This window comes from Streptomyces sp. NPDC002935 (assembly GCF_040611295.1).
In the GTDB taxonomy this organism is placed as follows: domain Bacteria; phylum Actinomycetota; class Actinomycetes; order Streptomycetales; family Streptomycetaceae; genus Streptomyces.
Genome location: NZ_JBEXNW010000021.1, coordinates 54,258 through 73,611 on the forward strand (window position 1 = coordinate 54,258; position 19,354 = coordinate 73,611).

Sequence of the window (19,354 nt, forward strand, 5' to 3'; positions counted from 1 at the left end):
GACGGGAGGTGACGGTGGCGTGCGCGGGGCCCACCGGAGGTGACGGCTAGGCATGGGTCAGCTGGCGCCCCACGAACTCCAGTTTGTCCGGGTTCAGCACCGCCCGCACGCCCGTGAACACCCCGTCGTGGGCTTCGAAGGCGACAACTCCAATGAGGCTGCTGAGGCTTCTGTCGCTGCTGACGCCCGTGACATCGCTGACACTGCCGACCCCGTCGGCGGCCACGGGGCCGTGCGCGATGAGCCCGGCGCGGCCGTTGATCTCGGTGATCGACAGGCGGACGCCGTCCGCCGCGGTCCGGCCGAGGATGCCGGCCAGGAAGCGCAGCACCTTCTCGCGCCCTTCGAGGGGCCGCCGTGCCGCGGAGACCTTGCCGCCGCCGTCGGACCACCAGGTGACCTCCGCCGCGAGCAGCCGCTCCAGGCCGGCCAGGTCACCCTCGCGGGCGGCGGACAGGAACGAGGCGACGAGCCGGGTCTGTTGCTCGGGAGGGGCCTCGAAGCGGGCCTTCGGCGCCACGACCCGCCCCACCGCCCGCCGGTACAGCTGACGGCAGTTGGCCTCGCTCAGTTCCAGGACCTCGGCGATCTCCCGGTGGCCGTAGGCGAAGGCCTCCCGCAGCACGTAGACGGCCCGCTCGGTCGGGGTGAGCCGCTCCAGGAGGACGAGCAGGGCGAGGGACACGGCGTCCCGCTGCTCCGCCGACTCCAGCGGGCCGAGGGTGCCGTCCGCGGTGGCGACGGGTTCGGGGAGCCAGGGCCCCACATACCGCTCGCGCCGCGCCCGGGCCGAGGTCAGCCGGTTGAGGCAGAGGTTGGTGACGACCTTGGCGAGCCAGGCGCCGGGCTGCTCGACCTTCGCGCGGTCGGCGCCGCTGAAGCGGAGATAGGCGTCCTGCACGGTGTCCTCGGCGTCGGCGGCGGAACCGAGCATGCGGTAGGCGAGCCCGAACAGGCGCGGGCGATACGTCTCGAACTCGTCGGCGAGGCTCGTCGTCACGCCCCCAGCCTCGCAGAGGCCGGGATGCGGCGGACGGTGTGGGTACCGGCGGCCGAGCCGGCTCCGTGGGGGACCCGGCGGCGGGGCAAGGGCCTTCGTCACCGCCGCCGGGTCGATCGTGGGGGACCGACGATCAATGATCACGCAGTCTTGATCGAGGACACTAAGAGGACTAGACCATAGCGTCAATAGGTATGGACCAATATTGAGGTGGCGTGGTACGGCCCAAGGTCGCGCCGGGCGAAGGAAGTTGACCGGATGAGCCACTCCGTGGAAGTCCATGCCGATCGGCTGTGAGCCACCCCACAGAGGTGTGGTCGTATGGGCGCCGATCAGGCGTGGCACACTGGCCCTGTACCAGAAGCAGCGCACTCCGGGGTCGGTGTAATTCCGAACCGGCGGTTACAGTCCGCGACCCGGTCGCTTCCAGCGGCCGGTTGACCAGGTGAAATTCCTGGACCGACGGTTAAAGTCCGGATGGGAGGCAGTGCGCGGCGGGCGGGCATTCGTGCGCGCTGCCGTTTGTCGTTACTCGTCCTGCGGGACGAGTGCCCTTTCGGCGTCGCTCCCGGTGTGCCGCGGTCCGCTCATTCTGTCGTCATCGACAGGCCCCGGAGTCCGTGCCCTATGAGGCAGGAGGACCCGGGAAGTGTTCACCGGAATCGTCGAAGAGCTGGGTGAGGTCACCGCCGTCGAGACGCTCGACGACGCCTCGCGTTTCCGGCTGCGTGGCCCCGTCGTCACGCAGGGCGCGCAGCACGGCGACTCCATCGCCGTCAACGGAGTCTGTCTCACCGTGGTCGAGCACGAGGGCGACGAGTTCACCGCCGACGTCATGGCGGAAACCCTGGACCGCTCCAGCCTCGGTGCTCTCACCGTCGGGTCCCGCGTCAACCTGGAACGACCGATGGCCGTGGGCGAGCGCCTCGGCGGCCACATCGTGCAGGGACACGTCGACGGCACCGGCGCGGTCATCGAGCGCAAGCCGTCCGACAACTGGGAGATCGTCAAGATCTCGCTCCCCGCCGACCTCTCCCGCTATGTGGTCGAGAAGGGCTCCATCACGGTCGACGGCATCAGCCTGACCGTCGTCGACGCCGGCCCCGACTACTTCACCGTGAGCCTCATCCCCACCACCCTCGACCTGACCACGCTGGGCCACAAGCAGCCCGGCGACCCGGTCAACCTCGAGGTCGACGTCATCGCCAAGTACGTCGAGCGACTGCTCGGCGCCCGCGGCGAGCAGCCTGCCGGTCTGCCCGGCGCGCAGGGGGCCGGGCAGTGAACTGGATCAACTCCGAGGCCTTCGTCCTCCTCGGTCAGTCCATCAAGTGGTCGGACATGGTCGGCAACGTGTTCGGCCTGGCCGCCCTCGGGCTCGGCTGGCGGCGCTCCATCTGGAGCTGGCCCGTTCAGCTCCTGTCCGGCGTCGTCCTCTTCGCGGCCTTCGCCGGCCACCTCACCGGCAGCGCCGGCAAGCAGGTCGTGGTCGTCGTCGTCGCCCTGTGGGGCTGGTGGCAGTGGAACCGCGGCGAGGGCAAGGACGGGCGGGTGTCCGTACGGTTCGCCACCTGGCGGGAGCGCGCGTACATGGTGGGCGCCGCGGCCGTGGGAACCCTCGCGGTCAGCGCTCTGTTCCACGTCTACCCGAAGCTGTCCTGGGACCCCTGGCCGGACGCCTACATCTTCGTCGGCACGATCGTCGCCATGTACGCGCAGGCCCGCGGCATGGTCGAGTTCTGGTTCGCCTGGCTGCTGGTCGACCTGGTGGGTGTCCCCCTCAACTTCGCCAACGGCTACGCCTTCTCCGGTTTCGTCTACGTCCTGTACGGCGCGCTCGTCCTGTGGGGCCTGCGCGACTGGTGGCTGCGTTCCCGCACGGCCGGGCAGCCCGTCCTGGAAGGAGCTCCGGCATGACAACGGCGCCGGTTTGGTACAGCACCGGGCACGATCAAGACGCCTCGGACTTCGCGCTCGACCCCGTCGAGCAGGCCATCGCCGACATCGCGGCCGGCCGCCCGATCGTGGTCGTCGACGACGAGGACCGCGAGAACGAGGGCGACCTCGTCGTCGCCGCCGAGAAGGCGACCCCCGAGATCGTCGCCTTCATGATGAGCGAGTGCCGCGGGCTGATCTGCGCCCCCATGGAGGGCGACGAACTCGACCGGCTGCGCCTCCCGCAGATGGTCGACGACAACACCGAGTCGATGAAGACCGCGTTCACGGTGTCGGTGGACGCGTCCGCCGCGCACGGGGTGAGCACCGGCATCTCGGCCGCCGACCGAGCCGCCACACTGCGCCTCCTCGCGGACGGCGTCTCGCAGGCCGACGACTTCGTGCGCCCCGGCCACGTCTTCCCGCTCCGCGCGCGGCCCGGCGGCGTCCTGGCCCGCAACGGCCACACCGAGGCCGCCGTCGACCTCGCCCGGCTGGCCGGTCTGCGCCCGGCCGGAGCGATCGTCGAGATCGCCGGCGAGGACGGCCGGATGCTCCGGCTGCCCGAGCTGATCCCCTTCGCCCGCAAGCACGGACTGACGATCATCTCCATCGAGGACCTGATCGCCTACCGCCGCTCCATGGAGCTCTCGACGGCGCCCGGGAACGGGGCACTTCTCGCCGGACCCACCGTCCGCCGCGAGGCAGAGGTCCATCTGCCCACCGCCTTCGGCGAGTTCACGGCGTTCGGCTACCGTTCCACCACCGACGGCGTCGAGCACGTCGCCCTCGTCCACGGTGAGATCGGCGACGGCGAGGACGTCCTCGTCCGCGTCCACTCCGAATGCCTCACCGGCGACGTGTTCCACTCCGAGCGCTGCGACTGCGGCCCCCAGCTGCAGACGTCCATGGAGCGCATCCAGACCGAGGGCCGCGGCATCGTGGTCTACCTGCGCGGCCACGAGGGACGCGGCATCGGCCTGCTCTCCAAACTCCGCGCGTACGAGCTCCAGGAGCGCGGCCGCGACACCCTCGACGCCAACCTGGAACTCGGCCTGCCCGCCGACGCCCGGGACTACGGCGCGAGCGCGCAGATCCTGGAGGACCTCGGCGTCCGCAGCCTGCGCCTGATGACCAACAACCCCGACAAGACCGACGCGCTCGTCCGGCACGGCCTGCGGGTCACCGGACGGGAGCCGATGCCCGTACTGGCGGGCGAGCACAACCTGCGCTACCTGCGCACCAAGCGGGACCGGATGGGACACGACCTGCCCTGGCTGGACACGACCACCGTGTCGGCCTGCGGGAGCCAGTGACACCGCACGACCGGTACCACCGCACGACAACAGCACCATCGGCAACACAGCACAGCGGGACTGAGGAGAGACGTGAGCGGCAAGGGTGCACCTGAACTGTCCGTACGCAACTGCGGCGACCTGCGGGTCGCGGTCATCGCGGCACAGTGGCACGACAAGGTGATGGACGGACTCGTCGACGGCGCGCTGCGCGCCCTGCACGAGCTGGGAATCGACGAGCCGACCCTGCTGCGGGTCCCCGGCAGCTTCGAGCTGCCGGTCGCCGCCAAGGTCCTGGCGGGCCGTGGCTACGACGCGATCGTCGCGCTCGGCGTCGTCATCCGCGGTGGAACACCCCACTTCGAGTACGTGTGCCAGGGCGTCACCCAGGGCCTCACCCAGGTCTCCATCGACACCGGCGTCCCCATCGGCTTCGGTGTGCTGACCTGTGACACCGAGGAGCAGGCCCTGGACCGCGCGGGCATCGAGGGCTCCAACGAGGACAAGGGGCACGAGGCGGTGACGGCCGCCGTGGCGACGGCGGCCACCCTCCGCTCAGTATCCGAACCCTGGCACTGAGGTACGGCACCGAGCGCGTAGGGTGAGGACCACCATGTCCAATAAGACGTTCGAGGAGCTCTTCACCGAGCTCCAGCAGAAGGCCGCCACGGGCGATCCGGCCACTTCGCGCACCGCCGAGCTGGTCGGCAAGGGCGTTCATGCCATCGGCAAGAAGGTCGTCGAAGAGGCCGCAGAGGTCTGGATGGCCGCCGAGTACGAGGGCAAGGACGCCGCCGCCGAGGAAATCTCGCAGCTGCTCTACCACGTCCAGGTGATGATGGTCGCGCGCGGGATCTCCCTCGACGACGTGTACGCGCATCTGTAGGGGCCGATCTCCGCATCGCCCCCGCACCGAGCACGTCCGCCCGACCCACCCACTCCTGAACAACCTCACGCAAAGGAAGCCGACCTCATGCTGCGCATCGCCGTCCCCAACAAGGGTTCCCTGTCAGGACCTGCGGCGGACATGCTGCATGAGGCCGGCTACCAGCAGCGCCGGGAGTCCAAGGAGCTCAGGATCGTCGACCCGGGCAACGAGGTCGAGTTCTTCTACCTCCGCCCCCGCGACATCGCGATCTACGTCTCCTCGGGCCGTCTCGACATCGGCATCACCGGCCGCGACCTCCTGATCGACTCCGGAGCCAACGCGGAGGAGATCCTCCCGCTCGGCTTCGCCCGTTCCACCTTCCGCTTCGCCACCAAGCCGGGCACGGCGAACGGCGTCGCGGACCTGAACGGCATGACGGTCGCCACCTCCTACGAGGGCATCGTCGCCAAGCACCTCGCCGACCAGGGCATCGACGCCTCCGTCGTGCACCTCGACGGCGCCGTCGAGACCGCCATCGAACTCGGTGTCGCCGAGGTCATCGCGGACGTCGTCGAGACCGGCACCTCGCTGCGCAACGCCGGCCTGGAGGTCTTCGGCGACCCGATCATGAAGTCCGAGGCCGTCGTCATCCGCCGCGTCGGAGCCGACCTCAGCGAGGACGCCGAGCCCAAGGTCCAGCAGTTCCTGCGCCGGCTCCAGGGCGTCCTGGTCGCCCGGACGTACGTGATGATGGACTACGACTGCCGCGCCGAGCACCTGGAGAAGGCCGTCGCGCTCACTCCCGGCCTGGAGTCGCCGACCATCTCGCCGCTGCACAACGAGGGCTGGGTCGCCGTCCGTGCCATGGTCCCCTCCAAGGAAGCCCAGCGGATCATGGACGACCTGTACGAGCTCGGCGCGCGGGCCATCCTGACCACGGCCATCCACGCCTGCCGGCTCTGACGGGATTCTCGGACATGCCAGACCTCCCCGCCCTTCCCGTCACCTTCCGCCCCTCCCGTACTCGGGCCGTGCTGCTCACCGCGGGCGCCGCGATCCTCGTGGTCATCACCACGGTCGCGATGCTCCTGGAACAACTCGGCCCGGGGGAGCGGCTCAGCTTCATCTTCACCGCGGCCCTGCTCTTCGGAGTGCTCCTGCTGCTCTCACGGCCCAAGGTCGTCGCCGACGAGACCGGGGTCACCGTCGTCAACATCGCGAGCCGGCGGCACCTGGACTGGGCGGAGATCCTCCAGGTCAACCTGCGCCCCGGCGACCCCTGGGTGTTCCTCGACCTCAGCGACGGCACCAGCCTGCCGGCGCTCGGCATCCAGCCGGGCATCGCCAGACAGCGCGCCATCGAGGACGCCCGCACCCTGCGCGCGCTCGTGGAGGACCGCGCCCTGCGCGAGCCCGACGGGCACCGCGACGAACATCAGGGCTGACTCTCGGCCTTCCACCCTGCCCTGAGGGCCCATGTCTTGATTAATCTGTTGGCGGAGGCGTTTTCATCGCGCCTCCGCCTCCGATGTGCCCCCAGCCCTCAGAGGCTCCCTGCTACCCGAGGAGTGACTCCCTCCAGCGATGGACGGATCGTCCTGTAGTACCTGCGCCGCCCCCTTCCGACATATCGAGGCGGCGGCATGACCATCCCCCTGTTGCTCCTTGGCGCGGCGTTCCTGCTGATTCTCGCCAACGGCTTCTTCGTGGCGGCGGAGTTCGGCCTCGTCACGGTCGAACGCCCGGACGCCGAGAAGGCCGCCGCCGACGGAGACAAACGCGCCGGTACGGTCGTCGAGTCGCTCAAGGAACTGTCGTTCCAGCTCTCCGGCACCCAGCTCGGCATCACCATCACCTCACTCGTGGTCGGTATGCTCGCCGAACCGGCTCTCGCCCAACTGCTGAACGGCCCGTTCACCGCGATCGGGCTGCCCGACGGTGCGGTTCCCGGCGTCGCCGTGGTGGTCGGCATGCTGCTGGCCTCCGCCGTGCAGATGGTGGTCGGTGAACTCGTGCCCAAGAACTGGGCCGTGTCCAAGCCGCTCCAGGTCGCCCGGTTCGTGGCCGGCCCGCAGCACGTCTTCTCCCGTCTGTTCCGGCCGGTGATCGCCGCGCTCAACACGGTCGCCAACCGGCTCGTCCGGGCCCTCGGCGTCGAACCCGCCGAGGAGCTGGCCTCGGCCCGCACCCCCGGCGAACTCGTCTCCCTGGCCCGTCACTCGGCCCGGGCGGGCGCCCTGGAACAGGACACCGCCGACCTCTTCGTCCGCATCATGTCGCTCGCCGACCTCACCGCGCAGCACGTCATGACGCCGCGGGTGAAGGTCAGCGCCCTCCAGTCGTCGGCGACCGCCGAGGACGTGGTCAACCTCACCCGTGCCACCGGTCTGTCCCGCTTCCCCGTCTACCGGGAGCGGATCGACGAGATCGTCGGCATGGTGCACCTCAAGGACGCCCTCGCGATCCCCTCGCACGACCGGCTGCGCACCCCCGTCGGCCGGATCGCCCAGGCCCCGCTGCTCGTCCCGGAGACGCTGCCCGTGCAGCCCCTCCTGGAGCAGCTGCGCAGTGAGCAGCCGATCGCCGTCGTCGTCGACGAGTACGGCGGCACGGCCGGCGTGGTCACCCTGGAGGACATCGTCGAGGAACTCGTCGGCGAGGTCCGCGACGAGCACGACGACGTGCTCGGCGAACCGCCCGAGCTCGCGGCCGCTCCGCCCGAGGACGGCAGGCCGGCCTGGGACGCCGACGGCAGCTGCCGGGTGGACATCCTGCAACGCATAGGCCTCGACGTGCCCGAGGGACCGTACGAGACCGTGGCGGGCCTCGTCGCCGACCTGCTCGGCAGGATCCCGGCCCCCGGCGACAAGGCCGAGCTTCCGGGCTGGCGCCTGTCGGTGCGCCAGGTCGGGCACTACCGTGCCGAACGCGTCCGCCTGGTGCGGACCGCGCTCGCCCCGGAGGCGGTCCGATGAGCGTGCTCCAACTCCTGTTCGCGGGCCTGCTGGTGCTCGCCAACGGCTTCTTCGTCGGCGCCGAGTTCGCGCTGGTGTCCGTACGGCGCAGCCAGATCGAACCGCTGGGCACCGCGCGCTCCCGGCAGGTGCTGTACGGCCTGGAGCGGCTCCCGCAGATGATGGCGGCGGCCCAGTTCGGCATCACCATGTGTTCGCTGACGCTCGGCGCGGTCGCCGAGCCCACGGTCGCCCATCTGCTGGAGCCGGTCTTCGAGGCGGTCCATCTGCCGGACGGGGTGATCCACCCGCTCGGCTATGTGATCGCGCTCGCCCTCGTCGTCTTCTTCCATCTCGTCATCGGCGAGATGGTCCCGAAGAACCTGGCGATGGCCGCGCCGGAGAAGACGGCCCTGTGGCTCAGCCCCGGACTGGTCGCCTTCGCGCGGCTGTGCCGGCCGGTCACGGTGGGCCTCGGCGCCTGCGCGCGGCTGATCCTCAAGCTGTTCCGGGTCGAGCCCAGGGACGAGGTGGAAGCGGTCTTCACCAGCGAGCAGCTCAACCGGCTCGTCGAGGACTCGCGGCAGGCGGGCCTCCTCGACCCCGAGGAGCAGGAGCGCCTCGAGGACGCCCTGGAGCTCGGCTCCCGATTGGTCACCGACGTCCTGCTCGACGGCGGCTCGCTGGTCACCGTGGACCCCACGGTCACCCCGGGCCAGGTCGTCGCGCTCACCGCACGCACCGGGTACTCCCGCTTCCCGGTGGTCGCGGAGAACGGCGCCTTCATGGGCTGCTATCTCCATGTGAAGGACGTCCTCGACCTGGAGGAGTCCGACCGCGCGGTCCCGCAGCAGCTGTGGCGCCCCATGACCACCCTGCGGTCCGAACTGCCCCTGGACGACGCCCTCACCGTGATGCGCCGCGCCGCCACCCACCTCGCCCAGGTCGCCGACGCCTCCGGCAAGGTCCTCGGCCTCGTGGCGCTGGAGGACGTACTGGAACTGCTGGTCGGCGAGGTGCGGGACCCGGCACACCGGGATGTCGCGCCGGTACGCGTCGCGGAGCCGCGTCCGAGCCCGGCCCCCGAGGAGGCGCTGGCGAGCTGATCGTGAGCGTGGGCCCCGGGTTCCCGGCGGCCGTGCGACCGAAGTGACGGGTCGTACGGCTCCGGCGGACCCGGGGCCTTCTCACATCGCCGACGGATCCTGCGGGCCCCGTCCCGACAGGACCTCCCCGTAGGCCTGCATCAGGTCCGGCAGCCGCAGGGTCGACAGGTCGTCGCGCGACGGTGTGCCGGGGTATCCCGACAGCCGCAGATCGCGATACGCGCAGCTCTTCTCGTACAGGGTGCGCAGGAAGCGGCCGTTGCCGAGTTCGTCGATCCAGCCCTGGTCGACGACGTGGCCGGCGATCGAGCGCAGCTCGTCCAGCGCCTCCTCGTCCCATATGTCGCCGTTCTCCGCGGCCAGTACCTCACCGATGGAGGTCAGTTCGAGGGGGCGGTAGGAGGGGAAGTCCACGCGGCTGGTGAAGCGGGAGGAGAGGCCGGGGTTGGCGGCGAGCAGACGGTCCATGCCCTCGGGATAACCGGCGAGGATGACGACCAGGTGATCGCGGTTGTCCTCGGCCCGCTTCAGCAGGACCTGGAGGGCCTCGTCGCCGTACGCGTCGCCCTTGCCATAGCCGGAGTTGGACAGGGAGTACGCCTCGTCCACGAACAGGACGCCGCCGATCGCCGAGTCGATCAGCTCGTTGGCCTTCACGGCCGTCTGGCCGAGGTACTCGCCGACCAGGTCGGCTCGCTGGGCCTCGACCAGATGGTCGCCGCCGAGCAGCCCGAGGGCGTAGAAGACCCGGCCGAGGATGCGGGCCACCGTGGTCTTGCCGGTGCCGGAGGGGCCGGAGAAGACGAAGTGCCGTTTGGGCGGCTGCACCGGGAGGCCCTGTCCGGTGCGCAGCCGTGCCATGTTCAACTGCGCGGACAGCGCCTTGACCTGTCGTTTCACGGGCTCCAGGCCCACCATGCGCTCCAGCTCGGCGAGCGCCTCCTCGAGTAAGGCGGGGTCGGTCGGTCCCGCGGGCAGCGGCTGCACCGGCACCATGGCCTTCTCCCGGAAGCCGTCGCTCTGGGCCGGCAGCCCGCCGGGCGGTGACGGATCGGGCTCCGACAGCTTCAGGTCGCGGCCCTCGGAGCCGAACAGCGGATCCACGCCGTCCGGGCCCTCCAGCACGTCCTGCCCGATCCCGGCGAGCGTGATCGCCGCGAGATCGGCCGCGGCGTCGTCGTACCCGTCCCCCTCGGATATGGCCGCGAGCCGCGCCGAGGTGTCCATGAAGGAGGGGTCGACCCGGTGCACCGCCCGGTACAGGGGCAGCGCGGCGGCGGACCGTCCGGTGCCCTCGTGGGCGCGGGCCAGCCAGTACCGCAGCTCCTTGCGCTGCGGCTGCTCGCTGCGGCAGCGCATCAGCGCGGACGACAGCAGCGGCTCCGCCTGCCCGTACATCTCCAGCCGGACCCGCGCCATGCCGCCGAACAGGCCGGCCTCTATACCGAGCATGGGATCGTTGATCAGCGGATCGGTGTGCCGCACCAACTGCTCCCAGTCCTTGACCAGATAGGCGCGGCACGCGTGCAGGAACCGCACCTGGTGGTCCGCGTCGACCGGCGGCAGACCGGCCAACGCCCGGTCCAGTTCGGGGACATGACGTCCGTCGAGCCAGTGCGAGGCGTGCGCGAGCAGCAGGTCGCGCGGGCTCTCCAGCACCGGCTGCACCCACCAGCCCAGCCAGTACCAGGAGTTGAGGGTGCGGCGGTGGCGGGTGCGCTGCTCGCCGAAGCGGTCCCGGTGCCGGAACATCCGCAGCAGCGCGGTCGTCGTGTCCACCCGTAGCGCGTGCAGTCCGAGCCAGCCGTCCGCCATACCGGGGTCCATCCGGACCGCGGCGCGGAACTCCTCCTCCGCCTGCGGGTAGGCGCCCATCGTGTAGGCATCCACACCTCGCAGCCAGGCGAGGTCGGCCGGGGCCTCGGGGCCCTGCGTGCCGAAGTCCATCACGTCCCCCACAAACCGTGCCCCCGATGGTCGGGGAGTGCCTCGCGGATCAGGACACCCCCCTTGCCGCCGGGCCGGTGCCCGTCGGCAGCTCTGGTCGAACGACTGTGCCGCGGACGGGAGTTGCTGTGGTGCGCAGAGCAGCCGTCCGAAGGTCGCACCGAGAGGCATCGTACCTGCGGTGCATGGGCCTGCCGAAGGGTGCAGCACACCCCGTTCCACGAGGTGGGAGCAGATGGGGCGCACATCGGACGGTGACCCAGGGTGAGCGAATCAGGCCGGGCGGCGTCCGGAAAGGGAGGGTGTGGGCAGAACGAAGCCCCCGATCACGGGGGAACAACCGGGGGCTTCGCGACTGCGGGCGGCTCCCAAAGGCCGCTCATTCAGAACGTAAGTCCTGTACGGCCCCCTGGTCAAGCAGAGTTGAGGCACTGAGAAAACTTCAGCGGTCCCGTCCTTCACCAGTTCAGCACACTGCGGATGGTCCCTCACGGTGAGTGATGAACTGGTCCGGTCCAGACGTCTCAACAGGTCCCGGGAGCACCTCGTATCCCTCCGGACGCTGGCGCACCACATGGTCCGCGAACGGTCGCGTGGGGTCCTCGGCGAAGTGCCGGCGCTCCGCACGGACCCACTCGGCCCAGAAGTCGCTCTGCGCCTCCCCGTCCCGTCGCCGCCCCCGCGCCCAGGCCTCCTCGTGCGGCAACTCCATCCACAGGAGCCGCGCGAGCCATGGGCGCAGTGCGCGGCGTCCCGCGCCGACGCCCTCCAGGAGCACCACGGGTGCGGCCGGCAGTTCGCGGACCGGCCCGAACTCCCGGGCGGTCCAGTCGTACGGGGCGTAGTGCGCCGTCTCGCCGCGCCCGAGCGGCTCGATCACCCGGCTCAACAGGCGCCCGGTCCAGGCGAAGAGCTCCTCGTGGGTGGCGATGTCGTCGAGGTGCAGTACGGGTGCGCCGCCCAGCGCCGTCGCCAACTTCCCGGCGAACGTGGTCTTTCCGGAGCCCGCGTGGCCGTCCACGCCGATCAGGCGGACGGGACCGCAGGAGGGCGGCAGCCTGCGCAGCCGCGAGGCGAGGTCGTGAATGGGGCTTCCCGGGGTGAGATGCGAGGTGGGCATAGTCCTGTGGAACATTCTATCGAGGTGCCGTTCACAGTGGATCCACGGGTTCAGGGTAGTGCCGTATTGAACCATTCATTGAACAATCCTCAGCAATCATCTCGACCGCCGCCAAAGATTCCCGGCCACGCGGAACCAGGTATTTCAGATATGCCGTTCCAGTACTCCGGGATGCTGAGTAGGGTTCCTGTTGCGCAACGGCGAAGCGTCGTCGGGGATGGACAGGGGAAGATGGCCGCGGGGTTATTCGAGGGGCAGTATGTGTGGCATCCGGCGGCCGACGACCGCAGACTCGCGAGCGTCTGTGTGGATGTCCGGGCGGGCCGCTATCTGAGCGCCCACGAAGCTCTGGCGGAGACGCGCGCCGACTTCGGATTACGGGCTCATCGCTCGCTGGTCGTCGCCTCCGAGGCCGCCGACTCCGACCTCGCCGAACGCTGGCTGGCCGAGGAGCAGACCCCCGAGGCCGCGCTGCTGTGGGCGCGCGTCGCGGTGCTGCGGGCGCTGCGCGCGGCCGACGCCAAGGACGACCGGGCCGAGGCCCTGGAACGCATAGCGCTGACCGCCTGCGACCGGGCGGCGGCGATGGACCGGGCCGATCCCACGCCCTGGGTCGCCCGGCTGTCCATGGCCCGGCTGCACGATCTGCGCGACCCCGCTCCGCAGGGGTTGCTGACGCAACCGCCCGGCCCCTGGCGCCTGTTCTCGCACATTCTCCGTCTCGACCCGTGGAACCGTGAGGGTCATCACCGGTTCCTGGCGTTCTTCTTCACGCGCTACGGCGGTTCCGTGAACGCCGCCTGGGACGTCGCCGCCTTCCTGAGCCAGCGCGCCCCCGCCTCCTCACCGCTGCGACTGCTGCCGCTGGTGGCCCTGGTGGAGAGCTACAACCCCTCGCAGTTGCTGGTCGACCGCACCTGGGAGCAGCCGCAGTGGCGCTCCACGGCGCTCGCGATCTATCAGAACTGGCTGCCGGCGGCCTCCGGATACCGCTTCACACCGGTGCTCGACCTGGCTTATCTGGCGCACGCGCTGTTCATGGCGCAGCGCGAGTTCGAGGCGCGTGCGGTCCTCATGGCCATGGGGCCGTACGCCTGCCGTATGCCGTGGAGCGCTTTCGGTGAGCCCGAGGAGCAGCTCTCCCGCGCCCGCCGTGCCTGCGGCCTGCCCGTGCCGGGAGCCGCCTGACCCGCCGCCCACGCCCTCCCTGACGTCCTGAACCCCCCCCGAGAGAAAGGTCAGTTGTGTCAGAACGGATATCGGCCTCACGCCCCCGAGCCCGCGCCGGAGAGGATTCCGTCGCCCTCGACGACGACGCGACGCTGCACGCGATGGGATATCCGCGAAAACTCACCCGCCGATTCCAGGCGTTCGACAATTTCGCGATATCCTTCACCATCATCAACATCATATCGGGTATTTTCTCGTCCTTCGGATTCGGGATGAATGCCGGCGGTCCGCGAATTCTCGTGTTCGGCTGGATCGGCGTCTCCGTGATGGTGCTCTTCATCGGTGCCGCGATGGCGGAAGTCGCCTCCGCCTATCCGACCAGTGGGGCGCTCTATTTCTCCGCCGGAAAGCTCGCCAAGCGGCACAAGGGCGCCTGGTCCTGGTACACCGGGTGGCTGAATTTCGTGGGTCAGGTGGGCGGCACGGCCGCCACCGGATACGCGGCCGCCACCTTCATCCAGGCGTTCATCGCCCTGCAGTGGCACTCGTACGAGCCGACCGCCCAGCAGACGGTCCTGATCACCGCGCTGATCATCGTGCTCCAGGGTTTGGCCAATACCTACACGGTCCAGCTGGTCGCCCTGGTCAACCGGATCTCCGTCTGGTGGCTGCTGATCGGGCTCGTAGTGATCGTGAGCACACTCATCGTGATGCCCGACGACCATCAGTCGGCCTCGTTCGTCACGCATTTCGCGAACAACACCGGTTTCACGAACGGGATTTACGGAGGGATGCTCGGTCTGCTGGTCACCAGCTGGACCTTCACCGGCTTCGACGGCAGCTTCCACATGTCCGAGGAAACGGTCCGGGCCACGGTCAACGCGCCGAAGGGGATCACCCGTGCGATCGGCTATTCGGCGATCACCGGACTCATCCTGATGCTCGCCCTTGTGTACAGCATTCATGATTATGACCAGGTCGCCGGTTCCTCGGCGCCGCCCGTCCAGATCCTCATCGATGGACTTGGCATGGGCATGGCGAAGTTCATTCTGTTGATCGTGATCGGGTCCATGCTCTTCTGCGGTCTGGCCAACCTGACCAGCAACACCCGGCAGATCTTCGCCTTCTCCCGGGACGGCGCGATGCCCGGATCCCGCTGGTGGCACTCCGTCTCGCCGCGCACCCGTACACCCGTCAAGGCCGTCTGGCTGGCCGTCGCCTGCTCGCTGGCCCTCGTCCTGCCCGGCTGGTGGTCGCACACCGCCTTCACCGCCATCGTCAGCGTCAACGTCGTCGGCCTCTTCCTGGCCTACGCCGTGCCGATCTTCCTGCGGCTGCGGCTCGGTGACGAGTTCCAGCCCGGCCCCTGGCACCTCGGTCGCTGGAGCAAGCCCGTCGGCTGGGTGGCCGTGATCTGGATCCTCGCCAGCAGCGTGCTCTTCATGCTGCCGCAGGTCTCACCGATCACCGGGGACACCTTCAACTACGCCTCGATCGCCCTGGCCGTCGTACTGATCGTCGCCACGGTGTGGTGGTTCGCCACGGCGCGCCGCCGCTTCCAGGGCCCCGTCAGCTACGGACGCCCCGACGAGGTCGCCGCCATGGACCTCGTCTGATCCACCGCCCGGAGCTCGTCCGATCCATCGCTCGCCTTGGCCCCGGCACCCGCCGGGGCCGAGGCGCCGCAGGTCATGCCAGTGGTCCCGACCAATATTGGTGGGCGCGGCACGGGCCGAAGTGCTGGCAGAAGTCGGCCCGCGGCGTCCATAGTTGGCGAACGACCGAGCACTGGCCCCGCCCGTTCCGGACACCTGGGGGTTCTCCACCCATGAGCAGAGCCGAACAGCCGTCCCGCAGAATCGTCCTGGCCGCCGCGGTCGCCGCGGCAGCGGTGGGGACCGTCGGCCCGTCGGCCGCCGCCGCCCCGGCCCGGCAGGCCAAGGCGTCCGGCGGCCTCGTCGACAACCGCGCCTGGACCTCGTACAGCGACTGGCGCGGCGGTACCGCACGCGGCACGCGGGCCGTTCCCGGCGCGCGCCCCGGCCTGGTGATCGCCGCCCCGGCCGGAACCGCGGACTACACCGACCCGCACACCGGCAAGACCGCCACCTGGGAGTACGCGACCTGGACCACGCCGGTCCACCGGCTAGCCGTCCCCGCCACGGAGGCCATCGCCTCCTGGAACGCGCACACCCCGGCCGGCACCTGGCTTCAGGTCGAGCTGACCGGCACCTACTCCGACGGCACGGACACCCCCTGGTACGTGATGGGCCGCTGGGCCTCCGGCGAGCAGGACATCAGGCGCACCTCGGTGGACGACCAGAGCGACGGCCGCAGCAGCATCTGGACGGACACCTTCTCCATCGACGACACCGCCTCCGGTCTGCGCCTCGTCTCGTACCGGCTGCGCCTGACGCTCTACCGCACCCCGGGCTCCAGGATCACGCCCACCGTGTGGAGGCTCGGCGCGATGGGCTCCGACATCCCGGACCGGTTCACCGTCCCGGCGTCGACACCGGGGCTCGCCCAGGAGCTGAAGGTTCCGCGCTACTCGCAGGAGATCCACGCCGGCCAGTACCCCGAGTACGACAACGGCGGCGAGGCCTGGTGCAGCCCCACCTCCTCGCAGATGATCATCGAGTACTGGGGACGCAGGCCCACTGCCGAGCAACTCGCCTGGGTCGACCCGACGTTCAGCGACCCGCAGGTGTGCCACGCGGCCCGCTACACGTACGACTACCAGTACGCCGGCTGCGGCAACTGGCCCTTCAACGCCGCCTACGCCTCGACGTACAAGGACCTCCAGGGCGTGGTGACCCGGCTCGGCTCGCTCACCGACCTGGAGACGCTGATCGCCGCCGGCATCCCGGCCATAACGTCCCAGTCGTTCCTCAAGTCCGAGCTGACGGGGGCGGGTTACGGCACCTCGGGCCACCTGATGACGGTCATAGGGTTCACCGCGGACGGCGATGTGATCGCCAACGACCCGGCGTCGCCCGGCGACGACGCGGTGCGCAGGATCTACAAGCGCACCGAGTGGGAGAACATCTGGCTGCGGACCAAGCGCTACAACGCCTCCGGAAAGGTCGTCTCCGGAACCGGCGGGGTCTGCTACCTGTACTTCCCGGCGCATCCCTCGGCGCGGCAGCGCAAGGCGCTCGCGGCGGTGGGCGTCCGGTGATCCGGCGGGCGGCCCCCGGCAGTGGGGGCCGCCCGGCCGGGCTCAGCCCTGGACCGGATCGACCACCCAGTCCGGGTGGTTCGGCATCGGCGGGGTCTTCGCGCCGTACAGCCACGGGCGCAGGAAGCCGTCGAGCTCCTGACCGGCGACCTTCGAGGCCAGGTCGATGTAGTCCCGCGTACTCGCGGTCCTGCCGCGGTACTTGGTGACCCAGGCCCGCTCGATCTTCCCGAACGTCTCCTCGCCGACCTTCTCGCGCAGCGCGTACAGGACGAGAGCCGAGCCGTCGTACCGCATGCGCTTGAAGAGGTTCGGCTCGGTCGGTTCGGCCGGGGCGCCGTAGTCGTGGCGCCACTGGTCGTGGCTCGCGTACGCCGTCCTCATGGTCTCCTCGAAGCTCACGCCGCCGTGCGCCTCGGAGTACAGCCGCTCGTAGAACCGCGCGTGTCCCTCGCTCAGCCACAGGTCGGACCAGGTCCTGATGCCGACGCTGTCGCCGGTCCACTGGTGGGCCAGCTCATGGACCAGGTTCCGCTCGGCGCCGACCCGGTCCCCGAGCAGGTCGGCCTTGGGGATCAGGGAGAGCGTCTGCGTCTCCAGGGCCACCCCCAGGTCGGTGTCCCCGACGAGCAGGCCGTACCGGTCGAAGGGGTACGGGCCGAGCCGCTCCTCCAGCCACGCGATGTGCTCGGCGGTGAGCCCCCGGTACCGCGCCGTCGGGGCGACCAGGTCGTCCGGGACCACGTCACGGATCGGCAGCCCGTGCGGCCCGGTGCTGTCGACGAAGGTGAACCGGCCGATCGCCAGCTGGGCGAGCTGGGTGGCGACCGGCTGCTCGGAGTCGTACGTCCACCGCACGCGCCCATCGGCCTGCTCGGCGCGGTCGGTGAGCCTGCCGCCCGCCACGGCCGTGAGCCCGGCCGGCGTGGTGACCCGGAAGGTGATCGGGGCACGCCGGCTGGGATGGTCGTTCGACGGGAAGATCATCTTTGCGCCGTCGGGCTGCGGGTAGAGCACCGTGCCGTCCGGCGTCGGGATCCACCCGTAGTCCTCGATCGCGTCGTCGCGGTGGCGTATCCGTGTCGGGTCGGCGGTGTAGGTGACCTTGACGGTGAAGGCCCTGCCCCGGGCGAGGGGTGTCTTCGGGGTGATCACCAGCTCGTCGCCGTCGCGCTCGGCGGCGGCCGTCCTCCCGTTCACGGTCACCGTGTGCAGGGTGTTGCCGGCGAAGTCCAGATCGAAGCGGGACAGGGCCTGGGTCGCGGTCGCCCTGATCGTCGTGGACGCCTCGAAGGGCGTCTTCGGTGCCTGCCAGTCGAAGTCGAGGATGTAGCGGCTCACCTCGTAGCCGCCGTTGCCGTCCAGCGGGAAGACCGGGTCGCCGAGGCCCGCCGCTCCCGGGGAGGGGACATCGGAGGGCGAGGAGGCGGCCCGCGAGACCGGACCCGTGAAGGCGGCCGCCACGGTGATCGCCGCCGCCAGGATCAGGCGGGCTCTGCGGCGAGGCGTCCGGAACGTGCTCATCGGGAACCTTTCGGTTGGCTGACCACAGTCATGTGATGAGACGCACACCCTTCGCCCGCCGTTGTGGAATTCCGCGGGATTCGAAGCTGGTCGAAGTGTGCACGTGACCCAGGTCTCTACCGGTGGCGGCGGGTCCGGTGGCAAGGTGGTCGGGTCGGTGGGGAGCCGACGGGAGGCGGGGGGTTCCACCGCACCACTACGTCAGCGAGATGCCATGACCGCGAGCTCCGCCACCGCCCCTCGTCTCCGCGCGCGCACCGGCGGCCCCAAGGACGACGGCCCGAAGATCGTCGAGCACGTCGTGGGCTGGATCCTCGTGGTGGCCGTGGCGATGCTGGTGACGCAGCTCGGTCTGCTCTGAGGCGACCGGGTTCCCGATCGCACCCGAATGAGCGGTCGGCATGGTTCTGCCATACTGCGCATGTTCCGTCGGCAGTTGGAGACCAGGGCCGAAATTGAATAATAGTCAACAGCGCGGCCTCGACCGCCCCCGGGCGCGGGGCACCGACCGCTCACAGGCGCGCCGCGCCGAACTCATCGCCATCGGGCGGAAGTTGTTCGCCGACACGTCGTACGACGCACTGTCGATGGATGACATCGCACGTCAGGCGCATGTCGCCAAGGGGTTGATCTACTACTACTTCAAGTCCAAGCGCGGCTACTACCTCGCCATCGTCGAGGACTCGGTCGCGGACCTGGTCTCCCGGGCGGCCGACGGTATGGAGCTGCCTCCGGTGGAGCGGGTCCACCGCACCATCGACGCCTATCTCCGCTACGCCGAGCACAACCAGGCCGCCTATCGGACGATCATCGCCGGTGGCGTGGGCTTCGACACCGAAGTGCAGTCGATACGCGAGGGCGTGCGCGAGGTCATCGTCGAGACGATCGCCGAAGGGGCGTACGGCCGGGGCAGGATCGGGCCGCTGCCCCGCATCGCCCTGCTCGGCTGGCTGCACAGCGTGGAGGGGGCCACCCTCGACTGGATCGGTCACCAGACGCTGCCGCGCGACACGATGCGCGAGCTGCTGGTGAAGATGCTGGGGGGCACGATGCGTGCCGTCGAGGAGCTCGACCCCACGTACGTCGCGCCGCCCGACGCCCGGCGGGACGGCTGACGGAGGCGCCCGGCAGGGCAGCGGGCGAAGGCGCCCGGCAGGGCAGCGGGCGAAGGCGCCCGGCAGGGCGGCCGGGATGGGTGCACACCGTGGTGGCGCCCCGGGAGTCGGCGAGACCTGGGGCGGACCCCGTCACCGG

At 70.1% G+C, this 19,354-nt stretch carries 18 protein-coding genes and 1 riboswitch; of the genes, 14 read left to right on the top strand and 4 right to left on the bottom strand.

What is annotated here, in order from left to right; all coding sequences use genetic code 11:
• Positions 1 to 46 precede the first annotated feature (46 nt).
• The gene (gene sigJ, locus ABZX90_RS26655) at positions 47 to 1,000 is read right to left on the bottom strand and encodes an RNA polymerase sigma factor SigJ (protein ID WP_355208756.1); all 954 of its coding nucleotides are present in this window, start codon (positions 998 to 1,000) and stop codon (positions 47 to 49) included.
• A gap of 364 nt (positions 1,001 to 1,364) precedes the next feature.
• Positions 1,365 to 1,495, top strand: a riboswitch (FMN riboswitch).
• Positions 1,496 to 1,649: 154 nt separating this feature from the next.
• Here sigJ and ABZX90_RS26660 point away from each other — a divergent pair.
• The 9 genes from ABZX90_RS26660 to ABZX90_RS26700 all read left to right on the top strand — a co-directional run bounded on the left by ABZX90_RS26660 (position 1,650) and on the right by ABZX90_RS26700 (position 9,158).
• Positions 1,650 to 2,285 (top strand): riboflavin synthase, encoded by a 636-nt coding sequence (locus ABZX90_RS26660; RefSeq protein ID WP_351131012.1) that lies wholly within the window; start codon positions 1,650 to 1,652, stop codon positions 2,283 to 2,285.
• Positions 2,282 to 2,917, top strand: coding sequence for a nicotinamide mononucleotide transporter family protein (locus ABZX90_RS26665; RefSeq protein ID WP_355208759.1), 636 nt, complete (start codon positions 2,282 to 2,284; stop codon positions 2,915 to 2,917). Before ABZX90_RS26660 ends, ABZX90_RS26665 begins: the two co-directional genes overlap by 4 nt.
• Positions 2,914 to 4,251 (top strand): bifunctional 3,4-dihydroxy-2-butanone-4-phosphate synthase/GTP cyclohydrolase II, encoded by a 1,338-nt coding sequence (locus tag ABZX90_RS26670; protein WP_355208762.1) that lies wholly within the window; start codon positions 2,914 to 2,916, stop codon positions 4,249 to 4,251. Before ABZX90_RS26665 ends, ABZX90_RS26670 begins: the two co-directional genes overlap by 4 nt.
• 72 nt (positions 4,252 to 4,323) lie before the next feature.
• Positions 4,324 to 4,809 (top strand): 6,7-dimethyl-8-ribityllumazine synthase, encoded by a 486-nt coding sequence (gene ribH, locus ABZX90_RS26675; RefSeq protein ID WP_328556700.1) that lies wholly within the window; start codon positions 4,324 to 4,326, stop codon positions 4,807 to 4,809.
• A gap of 34 nt (positions 4,810 to 4,843) precedes the next feature.
• Complete coding sequence (locus ABZX90_RS26680; RefSeq protein WP_111665608.1) at positions 4,844 to 5,116, top strand: phosphoribosyl-ATP diphosphatase; 273 nt, start codon at positions 4,844 to 4,846, stop codon at positions 5,114 to 5,116.
• Positions 5,117 to 5,203: 87 nt separating this feature from the next.
• On the top strand, positions 5,204 to 6,061 hold the full coding sequence (hisG, locus tag ABZX90_RS26685; RefSeq protein WP_351131009.1) for an ATP phosphoribosyltransferase: 858 nt from the start codon (positions 5,204 to 5,206) through the stop codon (positions 6,059 to 6,061).
• Positions 6,062 to 6,075: 14 nt separating this feature from the next.
• Positions 6,076 to 6,543, top strand: a complete 468-nt coding sequence (locus ABZX90_RS26690; protein ID WP_351131008.1) for a PH domain-containing protein — start codon at positions 6,076 to 6,078, stop codon at positions 6,541 to 6,543.
• Positions 6,544 to 6,741: 198 nt separating this feature from the next.
• Positions 6,742 to 8,073: a hemolysin family protein gene (locus ABZX90_RS26695; RefSeq protein ID WP_351131007.1), complete on the top strand. Its 1,332-nt coding sequence runs from the start codon at positions 6,742 to 6,744 to the stop codon at positions 8,071 to 8,073.
• Positions 8,070 to 9,158, top strand: coding sequence for a hemolysin family protein (locus tag ABZX90_RS26700; protein WP_351131005.1), 1,089 nt, complete (start codon positions 8,070 to 8,072; stop codon positions 9,156 to 9,158). Before ABZX90_RS26695 ends, ABZX90_RS26700 begins: the two co-directional genes overlap by 4 nt.
• Positions 9,159 to 9,239: 81 nt before the next feature.
• Here ABZX90_RS26700 and ABZX90_RS26705 read toward each other — a convergent pair whose 3' ends face one another.
• The gene (locus tag ABZX90_RS26705; RefSeq protein ID WP_351131003.1) at positions 9,240 to 11,105 is read right to left on the bottom strand and encodes an AAA family ATPase; all 1,866 of its coding nucleotides are present in this window, start codon (positions 11,103 to 11,105) and stop codon (positions 9,240 to 9,242) included.
• Positions 11,106 to 11,571: 466 nt separating this feature from the next.
• Positions 11,572 to 12,225, bottom strand: a complete 654-nt coding sequence (locus ABZX90_RS26710) for a hypothetical protein (protein ID WP_355208770.1) — start codon at positions 12,223 to 12,225, stop codon at positions 11,572 to 11,574.
• 231 nt (positions 12,226 to 12,456) lie between these two features.
• Between ABZX90_RS26710 and ABZX90_RS26715 the strand changes: the two genes are divergently transcribed.
• The 3 genes from ABZX90_RS26715 to ABZX90_RS26725 all read left to right on the top strand — a co-directional run bounded on the left by ABZX90_RS26715 (position 12,457) and on the right by ABZX90_RS26725 (position 16,576).
• Positions 12,457 to 13,413, top strand: a complete 957-nt coding sequence (locus tag ABZX90_RS26715) for a hypothetical protein (protein WP_351131001.1) — start codon at positions 12,457 to 12,459, stop codon at positions 13,411 to 13,413.
• Between the two features lie 56 nt (positions 13,414 to 13,469).
• Positions 13,470 to 15,011: an amino acid permease gene (locus ABZX90_RS26720; RefSeq protein ID WP_355208773.1), complete on the top strand. Its 1,542-nt coding sequence runs from the start codon at positions 13,470 to 13,472 to the stop codon at positions 15,009 to 15,011.
• Between the two features lie 212 nt (positions 15,012 to 15,223).
• Complete coding sequence (locus ABZX90_RS26725; RefSeq protein ID WP_351130998.1) at positions 15,224 to 16,576, top strand: peptidase C39 family protein; 1,353 nt, start codon at positions 15,224 to 15,226, stop codon at positions 16,574 to 16,576.
• Positions 16,577 to 16,618: 42 nt separating this feature from the next.
• On the opposite strand, the gene ABZX90_RS26730 is transcribed toward ABZX90_RS26725, so the two are convergent.
• Positions 16,619 to 18,100, bottom strand: coding sequence for a M1 family metallopeptidase (locus tag ABZX90_RS26730; protein WP_355208777.1), 1,482 nt, complete (start codon positions 18,098 to 18,100; stop codon positions 16,619 to 16,621).
• A gap of 214 nt (positions 18,101 to 18,314) precedes the next feature.
• Between ABZX90_RS26730 and ABZX90_RS26735 the strand changes: the two genes are divergently transcribed.
• Both ABZX90_RS26735 and ABZX90_RS26740 read left to right on the top strand, forming a co-directional pair.
• Positions 18,315 to 18,461 carry an SCO1431 family membrane protein gene (locus ABZX90_RS26735; RefSeq protein WP_351130995.1) on the top strand — a complete coding sequence of 49 codons (147 nt, stop codon included), beginning with the start codon at positions 18,315 to 18,317 and terminating at the stop codon, positions 18,459 to 18,461.
• Positions 18,462 to 18,555: 94 nt separating this feature from the next.
• The gene (locus tag ABZX90_RS26740) at positions 18,556 to 19,215 is read left to right on the top strand and encodes a TetR/AcrR family transcriptional regulator (RefSeq protein ID WP_351130994.1); all 660 of its coding nucleotides are present in this window, start codon (positions 18,556 to 18,558) and stop codon (positions 19,213 to 19,215) included.
• Positions 19,216 to 19,354 lie beyond the last annotated feature (139 nt).